At 54.9% G+C, this 18349-nt stretch carries 16 protein-coding genes, 1 tRNA gene and 1 other RNA gene; 1 reads left to right on the forward strand and 17 read right to left on the reverse strand.

The window, feature by feature from the left end; genetic code table 11:
• Nucleotide 1 precedes the first annotated feature (1 nt).
• From SPL01S_RS20350 to cydA, 13 genes are all read right to left on the reverse strand, one after another.
• Nucleotides 2–123: non-coding RNA, RtT sRNA (locus tag SPL01S_RS20350), on the reverse strand.
• A gap of 15 nt (nucleotides 124–138) precedes the next feature.
• Nucleotides 139–214 (reverse strand) — tRNA-Lys (locus SPL01S_RS20355).
• A 178-nt stretch (nucleotides 215–392) separates the two neighbouring features.
• Nucleotides 393–1193, reverse strand: a complete 801-nt coding sequence (cpoB, locus tag SPL01S_RS20360; RefSeq protein ID WP_006324121.1) for a cell division protein CpoB — start codon at nucleotides 1191–1193, stop codon at nucleotides 393–395.
• A 9-nt stretch (nucleotides 1194–1202) separates the two neighbouring features.
• A complete protein-coding gene (gene pal / locus SPL01S_RS20365) occupies nucleotides 1203–1718 on the reverse strand; it encodes a peptidoglycan-associated lipoprotein Pal (RefSeq protein ID WP_013811931.1) in 516 nt (171 codons plus the stop codon).
• Between the two features lie 44 nt (nucleotides 1719–1762).
• Complete coding sequence (tolB, locus tag SPL01S_RS20370) at nucleotides 1763–3055, reverse strand: Tol-Pal system beta propeller repeat protein TolB (RefSeq protein WP_004949773.1); 1293 nt, start codon at nucleotides 3053–3055, stop codon at nucleotides 1763–1765.
• Nucleotides 3056–3190: 135 nt separating this feature from the next.
• Nucleotides 3191–4501, reverse strand: coding sequence for a cell envelope integrity protein TolA (gene tolA, locus SPL01S_RS20375; RefSeq protein ID WP_063202487.1), 1311 nt, complete (start codon nucleotides 4499–4501; stop codon nucleotides 3191–3193).
• A gap of 81 nt (nucleotides 4502–4582) precedes the next feature.
• A complete protein-coding gene (tolR, locus tag SPL01S_RS20380; protein WP_013811929.1) occupies nucleotides 4583–5011 on the reverse strand; it encodes a colicin uptake protein TolR in 429 nt (142 codons plus the stop codon).
• Between the two features lie 12 nt (nucleotides 5012–5023).
• Nucleotides 5024–5707: a Tol-Pal system protein TolQ gene (gene tolQ / locus SPL01S_RS20385; protein ID WP_006324117.1), complete on the reverse strand. Its 684-nt coding sequence runs from the start codon at nucleotides 5705–5707 to the stop codon at nucleotides 5024–5026.
• A complete protein-coding gene (gene ybgC / locus SPL01S_RS20390) occupies nucleotides 5704–6108 on the reverse strand; it encodes a tol-pal system-associated acyl-CoA thioesterase (RefSeq protein ID WP_063202489.1) in 405 nt (134 codons plus the stop codon). Before ybgC ends, tolQ begins: the two co-directional genes overlap by 4 nt.
• 130 nt (nucleotides 6109–6238) lie before the next feature.
• Complete coding sequence (gene ybgE / locus SPL01S_RS20395; RefSeq protein WP_006324115.1) at nucleotides 6239–6535, reverse strand: cyd operon protein YbgE; 297 nt, start codon at nucleotides 6533–6535, stop codon at nucleotides 6239–6241.
• Nucleotides 6535–6648: a cytochrome bd-I oxidase subunit CydX gene (cydX, locus tag SPL01S_RS20400; protein ID WP_004949761.1), complete on the reverse strand. Its 114-nt coding sequence runs from the start codon at nucleotides 6646–6648 to the stop codon at nucleotides 6535–6537. Before cydX ends, ybgE begins: the two co-directional genes overlap by 1 nt.
• 17 nt (nucleotides 6649–6665) lie before the next feature.
• Complete coding sequence (cydB, locus tag SPL01S_RS20405) at nucleotides 6666–7805, reverse strand: cytochrome d ubiquinol oxidase subunit II (RefSeq protein ID WP_004949760.1); 1140 nt, start codon at nucleotides 7803–7805, stop codon at nucleotides 6666–6668.
• A gap of 14 nt (nucleotides 7806–7819) precedes the next feature.
• Nucleotides 7820–9388, reverse strand: coding sequence for a cytochrome ubiquinol oxidase subunit I (cydA, locus tag SPL01S_RS20410; RefSeq protein ID WP_004949759.1), 1569 nt, complete (start codon nucleotides 9386–9388; stop codon nucleotides 7820–7822).
• Between the two features lie 683 nt (nucleotides 9389–10071).
• Here cydA and SPL01S_RS20415 point away from each other — a divergent pair.
• Entirely contained in the window at nucleotides 10072–11970 is a 1899-nt protein-coding gene (locus tag SPL01S_RS20415) for a bifunctional metallophosphatase/5'-nucleotidase (protein ID WP_063202491.1), read from the forward strand.
• Between the two features lie 63 nt (nucleotides 11971–12033).
• Here the strand turns inward: SPL01S_RS20415 and sucD are convergent, their stop codons facing one another.
• The 4 genes from sucD to sucA all read right to left on the reverse strand — a co-directional run bounded on the left by sucD (nucleotide 12034) and on the right by sucA (nucleotide 18236).
• The gene (gene sucD, locus SPL01S_RS20420) at nucleotides 12034–12906 is read right to left on the reverse strand and encodes a succinate--CoA ligase subunit alpha (RefSeq protein WP_004949757.1); all 873 of its coding nucleotides are present in this window, start codon (nucleotides 12904–12906) and stop codon (nucleotides 12034–12036) included.
• Entirely contained in the window at nucleotides 12906–14072 is a 1167-nt protein-coding gene (sucC, locus tag SPL01S_RS20425; RefSeq protein WP_004949756.1) for an ADP-forming succinate--CoA ligase subunit beta, read from the reverse strand. The genes sucD and sucC overlap by 1 nt, the downstream gene beginning before the upstream one ends.
• Nucleotides 14073–14189: 117 nt before the next feature.
• Entirely contained in the window at nucleotides 14190–15410 is a 1221-nt protein-coding gene (gene odhB, locus SPL01S_RS20430; RefSeq protein WP_004949755.1) for a 2-oxoglutarate dehydrogenase complex dihydrolipoyllysine-residue succinyltransferase, read from the reverse strand.
• An 18-nt stretch (nucleotides 15411–15428) separates the two neighbouring features.
• Entirely contained in the window at nucleotides 15429–18236 is a 2808-nt protein-coding gene (sucA, locus tag SPL01S_RS20435) for a 2-oxoglutarate dehydrogenase E1 component (protein WP_004949754.1), read from the reverse strand.
• Nucleotides 18237–18349 lie beyond the last annotated feature (113 nt).

The raw sequence follows: 18349 nt of genomic DNA on the forward strand, positions 1-18349 counted from the left end.
TTGGTGGGTCGTGCGGGATTATTCGGCTTTCAGCCTCACCCTTCGGGCCATCACTTCGTGATGTTGTCTCGCTTTGCGAGACTCGAACCTTTACGGTTCTCACCCTTACGATTTCACTTCATTTCTGATTTTAGGAATTGGTGGGTCGTGCGGGATTCGAACCTGCGACCAATTGATTAAAAGTCAACTGCTCTACCAACTGAGCTAACGACCCAATTTCCTAGCTGCTTTAACATCTTGCAAGTTGTCTTGGCAACGGCGGCATATATTACTAATTTATCTTGGCAGCGCAACTTAAATTTTAAAACAAGTGGTTCAACTGCTTGTTCTTCACACGAATGAGCCCAGAAAGCGGTCAGATAGACTAATTTCTGGGCTCATTTTTTTGCTTATTAACCGGCAACGCGACTTTTCGCCTGTTTGGCCGCAGCACTGGTTGGGTATTGTTTAATCACCTGCTGGAACACGGCTTTGGCTTTATCGGCCTGCCCTTTTTCCTGCATGATGATACCCACCTTGTACATTGCGTCCGGCGCCTTAGGTGATTTTGCGTAATTCTTCACCACGACGGCAAAATAGTAGGCCGCATCGTCTTTCTTACCCTTGTTGTAGAACAACTGCCCCAGCCAATAATTGGCGTTGGGCTGGTAAGTAGACTTTGGGTACTGTTTTACGAAGGTCTGAAAAGCGGAGATCGCCTGATCATACTGTTTTTTTTCCAGCGCCAATGAAACAGCGGCGTTGTAGTCGCTGTTTTCATCGCCCGTACTGGCCGGCGCAGCTGCTGAGGCGCCCGCAGACGCGCTGTCAGCGCCGTCGGTGGAGGCAGCCGCTGCTGCCCCACCTGCGGCACCCGCAGCGGCTGCGGAGCTCTGAGCGCCGCCCTGGCTGATGCTATCCATCTGTTGATAGATCTGCTTTTGGCGTTCAACAACCTGATTCAGTTGATACTGGCTTTCCTGGATTTGCCCGCGGAGAGAGTCAATATCGCGCTGGTTATCAGAGAGTTGTTGCTGGAGTTGGTTTAAAAGCTGGCCCTGAGCATTGGAGATACGCTCAAGTGAAGTGACACGGTCTTCGACCGAGCCGGAGCCGACATTACTGATTGGCGCTTGGGCAGTAGCGGCCCATGGGACCGCTACGCCAACCAGTAACGACAGACTCAACAAGTGACGTCTGAAGTTACTGTTCATGCGATTCTCTTAGTAAACCAGAACGGCACGACGGTTTTTAGCATAAGCCGCTTCGTCGTGGCCCAGTACTGCTGGTTTTTCTTTACCGTAAGAAACGATAGAGATCTGGTCAGCTGAAACGCCTTTGCCTTGCAGGTACATTTTAACTGCGTTAGCACGACGCTCGCCCAGAGCGATGTTGTATTCCGGCGTGCCGCGTTCGTCCGCGTGGCCTTCAACGGTCACTTTGTAAGACGGGTTGTTACGCAGGAATGCAGAGTGTGCGTCCAGCATCTGAGCGAACTCGGAGCTCACGTCATACTTGTCCAGGCCGAAGTAAACAATGTTGTTCTTCTGCAGTTCTTGCATCTGCAGACGAGCTTGTTCTTCAGAAGACAGGTTGCTGCTGCCGTTTTCTGTACCAGTGCCAGCGCCAGCGCCCAGACCAGATTGGTCGTTGTTTGCGCTTTTGTTAGAACTACAAGCCGCTACAGCCAGAACTGGCAGTGCCAGCAGAAGCCCTTTCAGCACTTTGTTCAGTTGCATTTCTTTGATCCTTTTATAGTTTGCCATACATATTTACACATGCATCACAGATACGGCGACCAGGCAGGGAATTTGACCTGTCCATCAGTTGCCGGAAGACGCGCTTTGAAACGCCCATCAGTCGATACCAGTTGCAGCACGGAGCCCATACCTTGCGTGGAGCTATAGATCACCATGGTGCCATTTGGCGCAATACTAGGCGTTTCGTCCAGGAACGTGCCGGTTAAAACTTGAACGGCTCCCGATCCAAGATCTTGTTTGGCGATATGCTGAGCGCCGCTATTGGAGCTCACCATCACCAAGAATTTACCATCAGAGCTGACTTCAGAATCCTGATTCTGAGAGCCTTCCCATGTCAGACGCTGTGACGCACCGCCACTGGCACTGACTTTATAAATCTGCGGTCGGCCGCCCTGATCGGAGGTATATGCCAGAGACTGGCCATCCGGGAACCAGGTCGGTTCGGTATTGTTGCTGCGCCCGTCTGTGATTTGCGTGATCTGGCCAGAGCCGAGATTCATCACGTACAGGTTCAGGCTGCCGCTTTTAGACAGCGCAAAGGCCAGACGGCTGCCGTCCGGTGAGAACGCCGGTGCGCCGTTGTGACGCGGGAACGAAGCGATCTGACGGATAGCGCCATTAGCCAGGGTCTGTACGACCAGCGCAGAACGGCCGCTTTCAAAGGTCACGTACGCCAGCTTGCTGCCATCCGGCGACCAGGCCGGGGACATCAACGGCTCCGGTGAACGGTGTACCACAAACTGGTTGTAACCGTCGTAATCCGCTACGCGCAGCTCGTACGGGAATTTCCCGCCGTTGGTCTGCACTACGTAAGCGATACGAGTACGGAACGCGCCCTTGATACCGGTCAGCTTCTCGAACACTTCGTCACTGGCGGTGTGTGCAGAATAACGCAACCATTGCTTGGTCACTTTATACTGGTTTTGCGCCAATACGGTGCCCGGTGAACCTGAAGTGTCCACCAGCTGATAGGAGATCAGGTAGCCGCCGTCTGCACCAGGTTGCACCTGGCCGACCACGACCGCGTCAATGCCCAATGCAGTCCAGGCCGCCGGCGTCACTTCAGACGCGGAGGTCGGTTGCTGCGGCATGCGCGCCACGTCAATTGGGTTGAATTTGCCGCTATTGCGCAAATCCGCGCCGACAATCTTGCCAATATCTTCCGGAGGCGTGCCTGGGCCAGCCCATTTAAACGGTACCACACCAATCGGACGAGCAGAGTCGACCCCTTGGGTGATTTCGATGCGAACTTCCGCGTGAAGAACGGACGCCCACAGTATTAAAAAACCTAACGCTACTCGAAATGCCTGCTTCATCTCATCTCCCTTATCCAGGCGGGATGCCTGCGATAAATTAGCAGAATTTTAACAAACCAACGCAAACAAAACTACATAATCCCTGTTGGTTACCTTAGTACATCCCTGCGATATGACTTAGTCAATCAACCGTTATTATGGCTTGAATACAAGGGGAGCATTCTTAAACACCTCATACACAGCCTGGCTAGGTGGTTTTGGGATCTTCGCCTGCTTCGCTGCGGCTATCGCCGCCTGACACAGAGCCGGATCACCCCCTTCAGCTTTAACATCAATCAACAGGCCATCCGGTGCCAGCTTAATACGCAGGTTACAGGTCTTACCGGCGAACGAGCTGGCATCATAAAACTTGCTCTCGATCGCGCCCTTAATCTGCCCCAAATAACCATTAATATCAGCCCCACTGGCCCCTGCGGTCTTGGCATTGCCCTGACCGGCAGGTTTACCGTCGCCCTTCGACTTAGCGCCGCCAGACTTGGCGCCGCCGCCTTTCGGCGCGTTTTTACCGTCTGCCAAACCGCCAAAGAGATCGTCAACCTCTGAGGACTGAGCTGCAGCTTCGGCAGCCGCCTTCTTCTTGGCATCCGCTGCGGCTTTCTTGGCTGCGGCCTTCTCGGCAGCAGCCGCTTTTTTCTCAGCCTCTGCGGCCGCTTTCTTCTCGGCGTCAGCAGCTGCCTTTTTCTCGGCTTTCTCGGCTTCTGCTGCGGCTTTCTTCTCGGCGTCGGCAGCCGCTTTTTTCTCTGCGGCTTCCGTCGCTTTTTGCTCAGCGGCAGCCGCTTTCTTCGCTTCTTCCGCCTGTTTCTTGGCGGCAGCGGCGGCGGCGGCTTCTTTCTTGGCTTCAGCTTCCGCTTTCTTCTGCGCGTCCGCTTGTGCCTTGGCAACTTTATCCGCTTCGGCCTTGGCCTTGGCGGCGGCCGCTTCCGCTACTTTCTGTTGTTCTTTGGCTTTCTCCGCAGCCTTCTCGGCCACTTTTTGCTGTTCAGCGGCCTGCTTTTGTTGCTCAGCGGCCTGTTTCTGCTGTTCTGCCGCTTGCTTTTGCTGCTCTGCGGCCTGCTTTTGCTGTTCAGCCTGTTCTTTCGCGTCCTGCGCCGCTTTTTCCTGCGCGGTCAAACGCTCTTTCTCCAGCTCTTTCAGGCGCTGTTGTTCCGCCGCCTGCTTCTGCTGAAGTTCTTCGGCCTGTTGCTCCGCTTTTTTCTGGCGCTGCTTTTCAGCACGCTGCGCGTCGTTACTCTGCTGTTGCTGGCGGTTGTACTGCTCCACCACTGCCCCAGGATCGACCATCACTGCACCAACAACCGAACCCTCGCCGCCACCGCCGGCGCTGTCCATGTTGACGTTTTCTTGCAGCGATCCCCAAATCAGCAGGGCAATCAATATGAAGTGCAGAACGACCGAAACAATAACGGCGCGGTTCAGCTTATCGTTTTGCTCAGTTGCCTTTACCAAAATAGATTCCCAAAAACTGGTGTTGCTTATACGGGGTTCCTGCGCCTGAGCACAGGAACCGGGTTGCCTCCAACCTTACGGTCAGATTGGCTGGGTCATCAGCCCCACGGAAGCGACGCCCGCCTGATGAAGAATATTCAATGCCTTGATAATCTCATCGTAGGGTACTTCCTTCGCCCCGCCGATCAAAAAGACCGTCTTCGGGTTAGCCGCTAAACGCGACTTGGCTTCGGCTGCAACCTGCTCCGGCGGCAACAACTCCATGCGGTTGTGATCCACCACCAACGTATATTGACCGACACCGGAAACCTCGAGGATCACCGGCGGGTTATCGTCACTGGACACCGCCTTGGAATCGGTGGCATCCGGCAGGGAGACCTCAACGCTCTGGGTGATGATCGGCGCGGTTGCCATAAAGATCAGCAACAGCACCAGCAACACGTCGAGCAACGGAACTATGTTAATTTCGGACTTCAGCTCGCGCCGATTGCGTCCACGAACTCTCGCCATGCTACCTCCTACTTATTTGCTGTCGCTGGAGAAGGCCTGACGATGCAGAATAGCGGTGAACTCTTCCATAAAGTTGTCGTAATTCTGCTCAAGCTTGTTGACGCGCTGGTTGAGGCGGTTATAGGCCATAACGGCCGGGATAGCGGCGAACAAACCGATGGCAGTTGCGATCAGTGCTTCGGCGATACCCGGTGCTACCATTTGCAGCGTGGCCTGTTTCACCGCACCCAGTGCGATAAAGGCGTGCATAATCCCCCACACGGTGCCGAACAAACCGATATACGGACTGATCGACCCCACGGTGCCGAGGAAAGGAATGTGGTTTTCCAGCGTTTCCAGCTCGCGGTTCATCGAGATGCGCATAGCGCGTGACGCGCCTTCGATCACCGATTCCGGCGCATGGTTGTTAGCGCGGTGCAAGCGAGCGAATTCTTTGAAACCAGAATGGAAAATTTGTTCGGAGCCGGTCAGGCTATCGCGACGTGCCTGGCTTTCCTGATACAGACGGGAAAGTTCAATACCGGACCAGAATTTGTCTTCAAAGGCCTCGGCGTCACGCGTGGCCGCATTAAGGATGCGGGTGCGCTGAATGATGATCGCCCAGGAGGCCACCGAGAAGCATATCAAAATCAACATGATAAGCTTAACCAGCAGGCTTGCCTTCAAGAATAAATCTAGGATGTTCATCTCATTCACTGCTTAAACTCCGCGACAATAGACTTAGGAAGCGCTATCGGCTTCATTTGGTGTGGATCAATGCATGCAATCAACACATCGGCCTGACTCAAAAGAGTTCCGTCAGAATTGACAATACGTTGAGCAAACGTGAGAGAAGCCCCGCGCATTGAGGTGATTTCACTCTGCACTTCCAGCTGTTCGTCGAGACAAGCCGGAGCCAGATAATCCACCGTCATGCGCCGGACTACGAAAGCGATATGTTCACTGAGCAGCTGCTGTTGATGAAAGTTGTGGTGACGCAGCATCTCGGTGCGCGCTCTTTCAAAAAAGGCGACATAGCGGGCGTGATAGACCACACCACTGGCATCGGTATCCTCGTAGTAAACGCGAACCGGCCATCGAAACAACGTATTACTCACTCTACTTCCCAGCAATGCAATTTAACGGTGCTACTATACGCAAGACGGATCGGGTTGGGAATGGGTTACAAGAAGGGAACGAAAATAATTATGGGCCGGAACGGCCCATAACACGGGGATATAACGGAGATTATAAAGAAACGTAAAATAATCCTGCGGCCAGGATCACAATTGCCGGAAGTGGCGCAAAAAAAGCACGCCATAACGAACGTTGCGGTCGGAACCCGACGCCGTGAATCACGCCCGTGCACACCGCCCAAATAAGCAGCAGGCCTTCCCAAATCTCCAGCGAGCTGGTCTTCGCCGCAAAGCGGGTCGGATCCCAGAAAATACAGCCCGCCAAAATCAACGCCAGCACCAATGAAAGGGCCCGAACCGGGCCCTTGTCAGTCATGGCGTACAGCTTGTCAGCCAATGACGAACTCATCACTTGCCGTCTTGCTGCGCTTTTGAATCTTCGTGATGCTCAAGCGCCAGCGCCGTGATGATGCCGAAGGCGCAGGCAAGAAGCGTTCCGAGAATCCAGGCAAAATACCACATGGTTTAGCTCCTTATCCTTAATACAGCGAATGCTTGTTGTTCTCGATGAAATTCTTGTCGAGACGGCCAAACATTTTGTAGTACGACCAACTGGTGTACGCCAGAACGATAGGCACGAAGATCGCCGCAACAACGGTCATCACTTCCAGCGTAAACAGGCTGGACGTCGCGTCCCACATGGTCAGGCTAACGTTAGGCACAGTGCTTGACGGCATCACGAACGGGAACATGGTTACCCCGGCGGTCAGGATCACACAGGCAATGGTCAGTGACGAAGACACGAAGGCCAACGCGTCTTTCTGCAAACGCGAGAACAGAGCGGTGAACAACGGCAGCACGACGCCCAACGCAGGCAGCGCCCACAGCGCCGGATACTTGTTGAAGTTAATCAACCAGGCCCCCGCCTGATGCGCCACTTCTTTACGCATCGGGTTAGACTCCGCCATAGTATTCAGCGCCGAGGTAATCACATACCCATCGATGCCTTTCACCAGCCATACGCCGCCCAGCAGGAAGCATACCGCCATCACCAGCGTGGAGATCTGCGCCGCAGCGCGTGCGCGCAGGTGGATCTCGCCGGAGGTACGCATCTGCAGATAAGTTGCCCCTTGCGTCACCAGCATGGTCAGGCTGACCACACCCGCCAACAGGCCGAACGGGTTCAGCAGTTGGAAGAAGTTGCCGGTGTAGAACAGACGCATGTATTCGTCCATGTGGAACGGCACGCCCTGCAACAGGTTGCCGAACGCCACGCCGAACACCACGGCCGGCACAAAGCTGCCGATGAAAATGCCCCAGTCCCACATGTTGCGCCAGCGGCTGTTTTCCAGCTTCGAACGGTAGTCAAAACCGACCGGGCGGAAGAACAAGGCTGACAGCACCAGGATCATCGCGACGTAGAAACCGGAGAACGCCGCCGCGTAGACCATCGGCCAGGCGGCGAACAGCGCGCCACCTGCGGTGATCAGCCACACCTGGTTACCGTCCCAGTGCGGAGCGATAGAGTTGATCATCACCCGACGCTCAGTATCGGTTCTGCCGATAATGCGCAGCAGGATGCCGACGCCCATGTCGAAACCGTCGGTGACGGCGAAACCGATCAGCAGTACGCCAATCAGAGCCCACCAGATAAATCGCAGTACTTCATAGTCAAACATACGTGGACTCCTGTTTAGCGCGCTTCCTGCACGGCGGCAGTCGGTTGTTCAAAGTGGTAGCGGCCAGTTTTCAGGCTGCTTGGACCCAGACGCGCAAATTTGAACATCAGGTACATCTCAGCCACCAGGAACAGGGTGTACAAGCCGCAAATCAGCCCCATCGAGAACAGAATGTCGCCCGCAGTCAGTGAAGAGTTGGCGACAGCCGTCGGCAGCACCTCACCGATCGCCCAAGGTTGACGACCGTATTCAGCCACAAACCAGCCGGCTTCAATCGCAATCCAAGGCAGCGGCAAGCCATACAGCGCCGCGCGATGCAGCCATTTTCTCTGACCGATGCGCCCGCGAATCACGCTCCAGAACGACAGACCGATAATGAACAGCATCAGCACGCCACAAGCCACCATGATGCGGAAGGCGAAGTACAGCGGCGCCACGCGTGGGATGGAGTCTTTGGTCGCTTGCTGGATCTGCGCTTCCGTCGCGTCGGTGACGTTCGGGGTATAACGCTTCAGCAACAGACCGTAGCCCAGATCCTGCTTGGCTTTGTTGAACTCGGCGCGCACGGCCGGATCGGTATTGCCACCACGCAGCTCTTCGAGCAATTGGTAGGCTTTCATCCCGTTGCGGATACGCACTTCATGCTGCGCCATCAGATCTTTCAGGCCGGTGACCTGGGTGTCCGTTGAGCGAGTCGCAATCAGCCCGAGCGCGTAAGGGATTTGAATCGCGTAGGAGTTTTCCATTTTATCCTGATTCGGGATCCCGAACAGGGTAAAGGCGGCCGGAGCCGGTTGGGTTTCCCACTCGGCTTCGATAGCGGCCAGCTTGGTTTTCTGCACGTCGCCCATTTCGTAACCGGATTCATCACCCAGCACGATAACGGACAATACGGCAGCCATACCGAAACTGGCGGCAATGGCGAAGGAGCGCTTGGCGAAGGCGACATCGCGGCCTTTCAACAGGTAGTAAGAGCTGATACCCAGAACGAACATCGCGCCACAGGTGTAGCCGGCAGCCACGGTGTGCACAAACTTCACCTGCGCAACCGGGTTAAGTACCAGTTCGGAGAAGCTGAGCATCTCCATGCGCATGGTTTCGAAGTTGAAGTCAGAGGCGATCGGGTTCTGCATCCAGCCGTTGGCAACCAGGATCCACAGTGCGGAGAAGTTCGAGCCCAGCGCCACAAGCCAGGTTACCGCCATGTGCTGCACTTTGCTCAGACGATCCCAGCCGAAGAAGAACAGCCCGACCAGCGTCGATTCAAGGAAGAACGCCATCAGACCTTCGATGGCCAGCGGGGCCCCGAAAATATCACCGACGTAATGGGAGAAATATGACCAGTTGGTCCCGAACTGGAACTCCATGGTCAAACCGGTGGCCACACCCAGAGCAAAGTTAATCGCAAATAACTTGCCCCAGAATTTGGTCATATCTTTATAGATTTGTTTGCCAGACAGCACATATACCGTTTCCATAATTGCCAGCAAAAACGCCATGCCTAGCGTTAATGGGACAAATAAGAAATGGTACATCGCCGTTAAAGCAAACTGTAAGCGCGACAGTTCGACAATATCAAACATCTTGACTCCTTGCTCCTCGCAGGAAGACTCCGACATGCGGTTATCGGTAATACTTCTTTCGAAGACACCGGTAACGCCCCGCAGTGAATGCCCTTAAAAACAACAAATTTGATCCAGCTTCTCCGCTTTCAACCGCACACTCACCGCAAGGCCACGCGGGCCAACGTCAAGCACACCACTGAAAACCGACAACGGGTAACAAATGCAACAAGATCAACCATCCATAATCACAACATGGATGATACTCGCCCAATCCCACACAATAAATAGGTTTTTGCGTGATGTGGGTTAGACTTTTGGTTACAGGTCAAATCCTGGCCAAAAGAGGGACTCTGGGCTAATTTGATCTGAAACAATTTAAGCCTATCTTAGTATTATTTCCATATTCATCAGCACATTTCTCATAATTTTCTTAGGGTCATGTTGCGTAATGGTTTAATTGTTTTTTAATGATATTTTTGTGTTAAATAAATGTAATTTAAAAGCAGTGCCATTGTATTATTACGCGCTTATTATGCGACATAATTAACTTTTTATTTCCAATAATCGAACACAGTGATTTCAGTCACAAAAGCAAAAAACTCTCTCCAATATTAGTCTATTTTTAGCTATTTGATCGTAAAGGTTGCATTTTTGTAGCAAAATAGAATCTTGTATAAAAAATCTTTGGCCTACAATAACTTATGAAAAAAATTCTTTTTGCCTCTGTGCTTGGACTCTCAGGGAGCGCCATCGCTGCGGAAACGGTGAACATTACGTTGCTGGGCACCTCTGACCTGCACGGCACCTTCGTGCCCTGGGACTACGCCAGCGATACCGAAAACCTGGCAGGCAGCCTGAGCCAGATCGCCACTCAGATTAAAAAACTGCGTACCGAACAACCCAACCTGATCCTGGTTGACGCCGGCGACACCATTCAGGGCAATTTTGTCGAAACCTTCAAACATGAGGCCATCAGCCCGATGATGCTGGGCTTTAACGCGCTCAAGTACGACGTCTGGGTGGTGGGCAACCACGAGTTCGATTTCGGCCTGCCGGTGCTGGCGACGCCACTCAAGCAGTTTGAAGGCACCGCGCTGGCGGGCAATATTTTCTGGGATAACGGCAAGCAGTTCCTGCCGGCGTACAAAATTATCGAACGCCAGGGCGTTAAAATCGGCATTATCGGCATGGATACGCCAATGACCGCCGAGTTTGCCAAAGGCACCGATCGCACCAAAGGGCTGAACTTTACCGACCCTGTGCAAGCGGTGAAGAACGTAATCAGCGAGATTGACGGCCAGGTCGACGCCATCGTTCTGGTGGCGCATATGGGTATCGATAACGAAAACCAGCGGCCAGGCACCGGCGTGGCCGACATTGCCAACGCCAACCCGCAACTGGCCGCGATCGTTGCCGGACATATGCATGTAAAAATCGACAAGGCAGTGGTCAACGGCGTCATTATTACCGAGCCGGATAAATATGGCCGCGCGCTATCGCGCATCGATCTGCAGTTTGAACGGCGCGACGGCAAGTTCGCCCTGATCAATAAAGACAGTTTTACCTACCCGATTAAGGGCATCACACCCGACAGCGGCATGCTGGCCCTCTACCAGCCGTATCACGATATTCTGCGCGCCAATGCCAATCGGGTGGTAGCGACGCTAACCGGCAGCGATCTGGTGCCGGCCGACGAGATCAAGGGTATTCCGCAAGTGCATATTCAGGATACCGGCATCAGCGCCCTGTTCCAGCAAGCCGCCCGTTATTACGCGCCGCAGGCGCAGGTGATCGCCCTGCAAATCGATAATGACTCCGCCAAACTCGATGTCGGTGAAATCAAGGCCAAGGATATCGCGTTTAACTATCAATACGCCGGCGGTGAAATCACCGTTTATCAGCTTAACGGCAAAGCGTTAAAACAGTATATGGAATGGTCCGCCGGTTACTTTAACCAGCTTAAGCCGGGTGATGTTACCTACAGCTTTAACCCGGCGCGTCGCTCCTCCAAATACTCCACCAACGACTTTTTCGACGGCGTCACCTACAGCATCGATCTGCGCCAACCCGCCGGTTCGCGCATTACCGATTTACACCTGGCCGATGGCACCCCGGTTACCGACGAGATGCCGATTCGCCTGGGCATGAACAGCTATCGCATGGGGCATCTGACGCAAAAAGGCGGTGCGCTGGAGGGGCAATCCTTCCCGGTGCTGTCCGACAGCAAGGCGCAATACGGCGAGGAGGAAGGCACCATCCGCAATCTCACCCTGCGTTATCTGACGGAAGTGAAAAAAGGACAATATCAGGGGCTGCCGCAGCAGCGCTGGAAACTGGTGGGCATGGAAGGCTATGAACCCCAGCGGGCGATCGTCAAAAGTCTGTTAAATCAAGGCATCATCCGCGTCCCCACCACCGATGACGGCCGTTATACCAACGTGGCATCAATCAACGTTAAGGATGCATTATTCAGTGACGCCGCCGGTTATAACGCCGCCCTCTCCTCGCTCGAAAAGCAACGGGGAAACAGCAACGACGCAATGCAAAAACAACGTCTGCAGGATCGCATCACGCTGATCAAGGCGCTCAACAGCTTCTGACCCCTTTCCATAAAAAAGGCCACCCAAAAGGGTGGCCAATCATGTCGAGAGACTATTGCCGTATCAGCGGTTCAATACCGCTTTTACCGCTTCACCGATGTCAGCCAGGCTGCGTACGGTTTTAACTCCGGCCGCTTCCAGCGCTGCGAATTTTTCGTCCGCAGTGCCTTTGCCGCCGGCGATGATGGCGCCTGCGTGGCCCATACGTTTGCCTTTCGGCGCAGTAACGCCGGCAATGTAGCCAACAACCGGCTTGGTGACGTGTTCTTTGATGTAAGCTGCCGCTTCTTCTTCCGCGCTACCGCCGATCTCGCCGATCATCACAATCGCTTCAGTCTGCGGATCTTCCTGGAACATTTTCAGGATATCGATGAAGTTGGAGCCTGGGATCGGGTCGCCGCCGATGCCCACACAGGTAGACTGGCCCAGACCGGTATCGGTGGTTTGCTTAACCGCTTCATAGGTCAGGGTGCCAGAGCGGGAAACGATGCCCACTTTGCCCGGCAGGTGGATGTGGCCTGGCATGATGCCGATTTTGCACTCGCCCGGAGTGATAACGCCTGGGCAGTTCGGGCCAATCATGCGCACGCCGGCTTCATCCAGCTTCACTTTCACGGTCAGCATATCCAGCGTAGGGATGCCTTCGGTGATGGTGATGATCAGTTTGATGCCTGCATCGATAGCTTCCAGAATGGAATCTTTGCAGAACGGCGCCGGTACGTAGATCACGGACGCAGTTGCGCCGGTAGCTTCGACCGCTTCACGCACGGTGTTGAACACCGGCAGACCCAGGTGTTGAGTGCCGCCTTTGCCCGGCGTAACGCCACCGACCATTTTGGTGCCGTAAGCGATAGCCTGCTCGGAGTGGAAGGTCCCCTGGCTACCGGTGAAGCCCTGGCAAATTACTTTGGTGTTCTTATCGATTAAAATGGACATTATTTACCCTCCACTGCCGCAACAACTTGCTGAGCCGCATCAGTCAGGCTGGTCGCAGCAATGATATTCAGACCGCTGTCCGCCAGTTTCTTGGCGCCCAGTTCGGCATTGTTCCCTTCCAGACGCACGACCACAGGGACGTTAACGCCCACTTCGGCGACTGCGCCAATGATGCCGTCGGCGATCAGATCGCAGCGCACGATACCACCGAAAATGTTAACCAGAACCGCTTTCACCTTGTCGTCAGACAGGATGATTTTGAACGCTTCGGTCACGCGCTCTTTGGTCGCGCCGCCGCCTACGTCGAGGAAGTTGGCCGGTTCGCCGCCGTGCAGTTTAACGATGTCCATGGTGCCCATCGCCAGACCCGCGCCGTTAACCATGCAACCGATGTTGCCGTCGAGAGCAACGTAGTTCAGCTCCCACTGTGCAGCACGGGATTCACGCTCGTCTTCCTGAGAAGGGTCACGCATTTCACGCAGCTCAGACTGGCGGAACAGTGCGTTGCCGTCGGCGCCCAATTTGCCGTCCAGGCAGATCAGATCGCCCTGCTTGGTGACTACCAGCGGGTTGATCTCAACCATCGCCAGGTCGCGCTCCAGGAACAGCGTCGCCAATCCCATGAAGATCTTGGCGAACTGGCCGACTTGCTTGCCGGTCAGGCCCAGTTTGAAGGCCAGCTCACGGCCCTGGTAAGGCTGTGGGCCTGCCAGTGGGTCGATGGTCATTTTGTGGATCAGTTCCGGGGTTTCTTCCGCAACTTTTTCAATCTCAACGCCACCTTCGGTGGATGCCATAAACACCACACGACGGCTTGCACGGTCAACTACCGCGCCCAGATACAGTTCTTTATCGATGTCGGTCGCCGCTTCTACCAGGATCTGGTGAACCGGTTGGCCCAGCGCGTCAGTCTGGTAGGTCACCAGACGCTTGCCCAGCCAGGCTTCAGCGAAAGCACGGATGTCTTCTTTGCTGTTAACCACTTTAACGCCGCCAGCTTTACCGCGACCGCCAGCATGAACCTGACATTTTACCACCCACGGGCCGGAGCCGATTTTGGATGCGGCTTCTTCTGCTTCACGCGGTGTGGTACAGGCGTAACCGGTTGGTGCCGGCATGCCATACCGAGCAAACAGCTGTTTTGCCTGATATTCGTGTAAATTCATGATGTTCTATCCATTCAGTTCTGAAGGTTTTAGCCGAGCCATTTTGGCGGAAAACCGCATGACTTTTGTCGGCCACATAGCACAGAGTGTGGGCGCGGCGTACCGCGCCCATCAGGGTTATACGTCCAGCAGCAGACGAGCCGGATCTTCCAGCATCTCTTTCACCGTCACCAGGTAACCAACGGACTCTTTGCCGTCGATCAGGCGGTGATCGTAAGAAAGTGCCAGATACATCATTGGCTGGATCACAACCTGGCCATTCACCGCCATTGGGCGATCTTTAATGGCGTGCATGCCCAGGATGGCGCTCTGCGGTGGGTTGATGATCGGGGTAGACATCAGTGAACCGAATACGCCGCCGTTGGTAATGGTGAAGTTACCGCCGGTCAGTTCTTCCACGGTCAATTTGCCGTCACGGCCTTTGACCGCCAGCTCTTTGATTTTCTTCTCGATGTCCGCCATGCTCATGCTGTCTACATCGCGCAGTACCGGGGTCACCAGGCCGCGTGGGGTAGATACCGCAATGCTGATATCGAAATAGTTGTGGTAGACCACATCAGTACCGTCAATGGAAGCGTTCACTTCCGGGAAGCGTTTCAGCGCTTCAACCACCGCCTTGATGTAGAAGGACATGAAGCCCAGACGTACACCGTGGCGTTTTTCGAAAGCTTCACCGTACTGCTTGCGCAGATCCATGATCGGCTGCATGTTGATTTCATTGAAGGTAGTCAGCATCGCAGTGCTGTTCTTCGCTTCCAACAGACGCTCGGCCACGCGCTTGCGCAGACGGGTCATCGGCACGCGTTTTTCGCTGCGGTTGCTCAGGGCAGGCTGCGGTGCGGCTTCAACTGCGGCTGCGGCCGGCTTGTCGGCTTTCTTGCCGTTAGCCAGATGCGCTTCCACGTCTTCGCGAGTGATGCGGCCACCCACGCCGCTGCCTTTGATGGCTGCAGCGTCGAGATCGTGTTCAGCAATCAGACGGCGGATCGCCGGGCTGAGTGCATCGTTGCTCTCTTCTTCCAGGCTGGCGGTTGCGCGCTGGGCCGGAGTGGCTTCTTTAGCCTGGCTCTTCTCTTCGGTCGGCTTGCCAGAGCTGTTGCCCGGGCGAATACGGCCGAGGATCTGGCGAGAAAGCACGGTTGCGCCCTCTTCTTCCACGATCGCATCAAGAATACCTGCTTCGCTGGCCGGCACTTCCAACACAACTTTGTCAGTTTCGATTTCAACCAGAACTTCGTCACGCTGGACGCTGTCGCCTGGTTTCTTGTGCCAGGTGGCTACGGTCGCATCGGCAACCGATTCAGGAAGGTCAGGAACCAGAATATCTACGCTACTCATTTAGCTTTCCCTTAATCTTTATTCAATATTCAGCGCGTCATTAACCAGAGCCTGTTGCTGCTTCTGGTGTACGGACATATAACCGACCGCCGGAGAGGCGGAGGCTGGACGTCCGGCGTAACGTAAAGAAGCCCCGAACGGCACGACTTCACGGAAATTGTGTTGGCTGCAGTACCAGGCGCCCTGGTTCAGCGGCTCTTCCTGGCACCAGACGAAATCATGCACGTGAGCATACTTCTCCAGCACGGCCTGAACGGCCTGGTGCGGGAACGGATACAACTGCTCGATACGTACGATGGCCACGTCTTTCTGGTCGTTCTTGCGGCGCTGTTCCAGCAGATCGTAATAGACCTTACCGGAGCACATCACCACGCGTTTGACCTCTTTCGGATCCAGTTCGTCGATCTCGCCGATAGCCGGCAGGAAGGTGCCGTTAGCCAGTTCTTCCAGAGAAGAAATCGCCAGCGGGTGACGCAGCAGGGATTTCGGTGACATCACCACCAACGGACGACGCATACCGCGCAGCGCCTGACGACGCAACATATGGTAAACCTGCGCCGGGGTGGACGGGATGCACACCTGCATATTTTGTTCCGCACACAGCTGCAGGTAACGTTCCAGACGCGCGGAGGAGTGCTCCGGACCCTGGCCTTCGTAACCGTGCGGCAGCAGCATCACCAGGCCACACATACGGCCCCATTTCTGCTCGCCAGAACTGATGAACTGGTCGATCACGACCTGAGCGCCGTTGGCGAAGTCACCGAACTGCGCTTCCCAGATGGTCAGGGTGCGCGGTTCCGCAGTGGCGTAGCCGTATTCGAACGCCAACACCGCTTCTTCAGACAGCACGGAATCCCAGACTTTAAACTCGCCCTGCCCACTGTGCACATTCGCCAGCGGAACGTAGACCGAACCGTTTTTCTGGTTATGCACCACCGCATGACGGTGGAAGAAGGTCCCGCGCCCGGCATCTTCACCGGAGATACGAATCGGAATGCCTTCATCGACCATAGTGGCGTAGGCCAGCGTTTCAGCCGCACCCCAGTCGAACGCTTTGTTGCCTGCGGCCATCTCTGCACGGTCACCGTAGATTTTCGCTACGCGCGACTGCATTTCGATCGCTTCCGGTACGGTGCTGATGCGACGAGCCAGTTCCTGCAAGCGCTTCATCTCAACCTTGCTTGGGTACTCTTCGTCCCACTCATGGTTCAGGTACGGCGACCAGGTAAAGGAATGCAGATTCATCGGACGCCATTCTTCAACCACGCAATCGCCGCGATCGAGCGCATCGCGATACAGGTTGACCATTTCCGTGGCATCTTCCAGGCTCGCGACTTTCTGTTCGGTAAGAACGTCAGCATAAAGCTTGCGCGGCGTCGGGTGTTTTTTGATCTTCTGGTACATCACCGGCTGGGTTGCACTTGGCTCGTCGGCCTCGTTATGCCCATGACGACGGTAACAGACCAGATCGATCATCACATCGCGTTTGAAGGTGTTACGGAAATCCAACGCCAGACGGGTAACAAACGCCACCGCTTCCGGATCGTCAGCATTGACGTGGAAGATCGGTGACTGCACCATTTTGGCGATATCGGTACAGTATTGGGTCGAGCGCGCATCCAGCGGGTTGGAGGTGGTGAAACCAACCTGGTTGTTGATGACGATACGCACCGTGCCGCCCACTTCGTAACCGCGAGCCTGCGACATGTTCAGGGTTTCCTGAACCACGCCCTGGCCGGTAATGGCGGCATCACCGTGGATGGTGATTGGCAGCACCATGTTGCTGCGCGCTTCGTCCAGACGATCGCGGCGGGCACGTACGGAGCCCATAACCACCGGGCTGACGATCTCCAGGTGCGACGGGTTGAACGCCAGCGCCAGGTGAACCATGCCGCCTTCGGTTTCGACGTCGGAGGAGAAGCCCTGGTGATATTTTACGTCACCGGTACCGAGATGTTCTTTATGCTTGCCGGCAAACTCGTCGAACAGGTCGGCGGGCTTTTTACCCAGCACGTTGATCAACACGTTCAGACGGCCGCGGTGAGCCATACCCAGCACCACTTCGCGCGTGCCGTTCTTGCCGGCATGGCGAACCATCTCTTTCAGCATGGGCACCAGCGCATCGCCGCCTTCCAGAGAGAAGCGTTTCGCTCCCGGGAATTTAGCGCCGAGATAGCGTTCCAGGCCTTCCGCTGCGGTCAGCTCGTTCAGGAAACGGCGTTTCTCTTCGTTAGTAAAGCTGGCGCGCCCCGCTACCGATTCGATGCGCTGTTGGATCCAGCGTTTCTCTTCGGTATTGGTGATATGCATGTATTCCGCACCGATCGAACCGCAGTAAGTCTGCTTCAGCGCAGCATACAGGTCGCCCAACTTCATGGTTTCTTTGCCGATGGCGAAAGAACCCACGTTGAAGGTTTCCTGGAAGTCGGCGTCGGTCAGATTGTGGTAAGCGGGATCGAGGTCAGCAACGGTCTCTTGCTGCCACAGGCCGAGCGGATCGAGATTGGCATGCTGATGTCCGCGGAAACGGAAGGCGTTGATCAGCTGCAGTACCTTGACCTGTTTGGCGTCGGTGTCTGGATCGTTGATGGTGGTATTGTAACGCGCAGAGTCTTTCGCCAGGCGGCGGAAGTAGTCACGCGTTTGAGAGTGAAGCTGATCGGGTTTAACACCCGCGGTTGGTAGCTGTTGAAAAATGGAACGCCAGCTATCTTCAACGGAGCCCGGATCGGTTAAGAAGTCTTCATAGAGCTGTTCTATGTAAGACTGGTTCGCGCCCGCCAGATAGGAGGAATCCAGCCAGGCCTTCATTGCGCCGTTCTGCATCATGATCCCTTAAGCTTTGAAGCTTTAGTTTTCGCCGTGGTTAACATAATTACCGTGATGGATACGGTTTGCCGTAGAAACGGTTCACTCGACATATCTTATGACCCTAATAA

Source organism: Serratia plymuthica NBRC 102599 (assembly GCF_001590925.1).
GTDB lineage: Bacteria > Pseudomonadota > Gammaproteobacteria > Enterobacterales > Enterobacteriaceae > Serratia > Serratia plymuthica.